4 protein-coding genes are annotated in these 2666 nt (G+C 65.9%); 2 read left to right on the top strand and 2 right to left on the bottom strand.

All coding sequences use genetic code 11. From position 1 onward, the window contains the following. Together WAN02_RS33515 and WAN02_RS33510 are read left to right on the top strand one after the other, a co-directional pair. Positions 1-808, top strand: an 808-nt coding sequence (locus tag WAN02_RS33515) for a S1C family serine protease (RefSeq protein ID WP_422269657.1), incomplete at its 5' end; no start/stop codon positions are given. Next, positions 808-1350, top strand: a complete 543-nt coding sequence (locus WAN02_RS33510) for a MogA/MoaB family molybdenum cofactor biosynthesis protein (protein ID WP_422269656.1) — start codon at positions 808-810, stop codon at positions 1348-1350. The genes WAN02_RS33515 and WAN02_RS33510, both read left to right, overlap by 1 nt. Before the next feature lie 176 nt (positions 1351-1526). Here the strand turns inward: WAN02_RS33510 and mscL are convergent, their stop codons facing one another. Together mscL and WAN02_RS33500 are read right to left on the bottom strand one after the other, a co-directional pair. Beyond that, positions 1527-1961 (bottom strand): large-conductance mechanosensitive channel protein MscL, encoded by a 435-nt coding sequence (mscL, locus tag WAN02_RS33505; RefSeq protein WP_422269655.1) that lies wholly within the window; start codon positions 1959-1961, stop codon positions 1527-1529. A 108-nt stretch (positions 1962-2069) separates the two neighbouring features. Continuing rightward, positions 2070-2666, bottom strand: a 597-nt coding sequence (locus WAN02_RS33500; RefSeq protein ID WP_422269654.1) for an SAF domain-containing protein, incomplete at its 5' end; no start/stop codon positions are given.

The raw sequence follows: 2666 nt of genomic DNA, 5'->3' as shown, positions 1-2666 counted from the left end.
CCCGGGCCCCGATCCCGACCAGCCTGCCCCGCCTGCCGGTGCCAAGCCGAAGACCACGGTGACGTTCTCCGACGGTCGCACCGCGGAGTTCACCGTTGTCGGTACTGACCCCACCACCGACATCGCCGTGGTTCGCGTGCAAGGCATTTCGGGGCTGACACCGATCAGCCTCGGATCGTCGGCCAACCTTCGGGTCGGCCAGCCGGTGATGGCGGTCGGTTCGCCGCTCGGCCTGGAGGGCACGGTGACGACCGGTATCGTCAGCTCGCTCAACCGCCCGGTCTCGACGACCGGTGAGTCGGGCAACCAGAACACCGTGCTCGACGCCATTCAGACCGACGCCGCGATCAACCCCGGTAACTCCGGAGGCGCGTTGGTCAACATGAGCGGACAGCTGATCGGTGTCAACTCGGCGATCGCGACCCTGGGCGGTGACTCGCCGGACGCGCAGAGCGGCTCGATCGGCCTCGGCTTTGCGATTCCGGTGGATCAGGCCAAGCGCATCGCCGACGAGCTGATCAGTTCCGGCACCGCGCAGCACGCCTCGCTGGGCGTGCAGGTCACCAACGACAAGGAAACGCCCGGCGCCAAGGTTGTCGAGGTGGTGCCCAACGGCGCCGCAGCAGCCGCCGGTATGCCCGGCAACGTGGTGGTTACCAAGGTCGACGACCGCACCGTCAACAGTGCCGACGCGTTGGTCGCGGCCGTGCGATCCAAGGCGCCAGGGGACAAAGTCACGCTGACCTACAAGGACCCGTCTGGTCAAACCAAGAAGGTCCAGGTCACGTTGGGCAAGGCCCAGCAGTGATGAGAGCCGCCGCGCCGTGGTCGGAGTCCAGATATACGGTTGCAACCATGGAAGAGCGCGCGGAGTTGGTCGGCAGGGCACTTGTCGTTGTTGTTGACGATCGGACCGCCCACGGGGACGAGGACCACAGCGGTCCGTTGGTCACCGAGTTGCTCACCGAAGCCGGGTTCGTTGTCGACGGCGTGATAGCCGTCGCCGGCGACGAGGTGGAGATCCGCAACGCGCTCAACACCGCGGTGATCGGGGGAGTGGACCTGGTCGTGTCCGTCGGCGGCACCGGCGTGACTCCCCGCGACGTCACCCCCGAAGCGACGCTGGACATCCTCGACCGCGAAGTTCTCGGCATCGCCGAAGCCATCCGTGCGTCGGGGCTGTCCGCAGGCATCATCGAAGCGGGCCTGTCACGCGGTTTGGCCGGCATCTCCGGCAGCACTCTGGTGGTCAATCTCGCCGGCTCGCGATTCGCAGTGCGCGACGGTATGGCGACGCTGAATCCGTTGGCGGCCCAGATCATCGGGCAACTCTCCAGCCTGGAGATCTGACGCTGAGCAGGCCGGCCGGTGACGACCCGGGGGCGATTCGCCGGGTATTCGGGACAGAGCTCCCGCAAGAGTCGTCAGACGAGCGTGATCCGCATGCCAGTCGAGACGCCGACGATCGTGAGCAGTGGCTGCGGGACAACGTGCCCCCACACCACAATTGAGGCGCCGGCTGGGAGCTACCTGTCCTCGATGGTGGCGCTTTCCGGGGCGTTGGCGGAGTGATGCCCTGAGCCGTTGCCTGATTCGGCGAGCTGATCCCGGATCTGAGTAAGCAGTGAGAGTTCGGTGTCCTCGGCTTGCTTGACTTCACCACGCTTGCGCAGCGTGTTGTAGGGCAGCACGACCAAGAAGTACACCACGGCCGCGATGATGATGAAGTTGATGGCGGCGGACAATGCGACGTTGAAGTCGATGAACTGGTTTCCGCCGAGACTGACTTTCAAGATCCCGACGTCGGACTTTCCGCCGGCACCGATCCGGTCGACCAGCGGCTGAATGACACTTTCAGTGAATTTGGTGACCAAACCGGTGAACGCGGTACCGATCACCACCGCTACAGACAGGTCGATGATGTTGCCGCGTGCGAGAAACTCCTTGAAACCCTTCAACATCGGGATGTCCTTTCTGCAGTGGGTATGCCACAAAGCGACTCGAGCCTACGAAAAAGCTAGCCGAGTCGGCCTGGCCGTGCGAGAGTTTGCTGTTTATCCGGCCAACACTCAGTGCAGCGTAAGCGTGACGGTCTGCACCAAGGCGGCGCCGGCGACCGCGTTGGCCGAGGTGGCCGGCAGCGCGACGAGTACCACCCGCTCATTGGTCGCGGTCTGCGCTTTCTGCTTTGCCGAGACCGACACCACGATCGCGTCGGTGGCGACGACGTGCGGGTTGGCTTGTGTACTGTTCTCCGACGCGGCCACGACGTCGACGACATCACCCGGTCGCACCAGGTCGATCAGTGCGCTGTCCGCCGGATGCACCGGCACTATCCGGGCACCGGGCCCCGCGGCCGACTCAGCGAGCCGGCGGCCCAGCAGCCGGACATCGGTGAGCACTTCGCCACGCCGCGCCGGCCCAGCCAGCGTCGAGCCGACGACCGCGCCCACATCCGATTGCGATCCATCGGGAACTGTTGGGACCAAACGAGTTTCGAGTCGGAGGTCATCGGCGGTCAGCGGGCTGCCGGGGCTGAGGTCACGCGCGGCCACCACGACACGCGCGCGGTCGCCGTCGGGATCGGGCCGCAACGCGGCAACGCCGGCCAGTACCACCAGCCCGCCCGCCGCAATGCGACGGGCCAAGACGGTGCGCGACCAGTC

Origin of the sequence: Mycobacterium sp. (assembly GCF_049281135.1) — a bacterium.
Taxonomy (GTDB): domain Bacteria; phylum Actinomycetota; class Actinomycetes; order Mycobacteriales; family Mycobacteriaceae; genus Mycobacterium.
The sequence above is the reverse complement of the archived record's forward strand: the minus strand, read 5'-3'. Positions and strand labels throughout refer to the sequence as shown.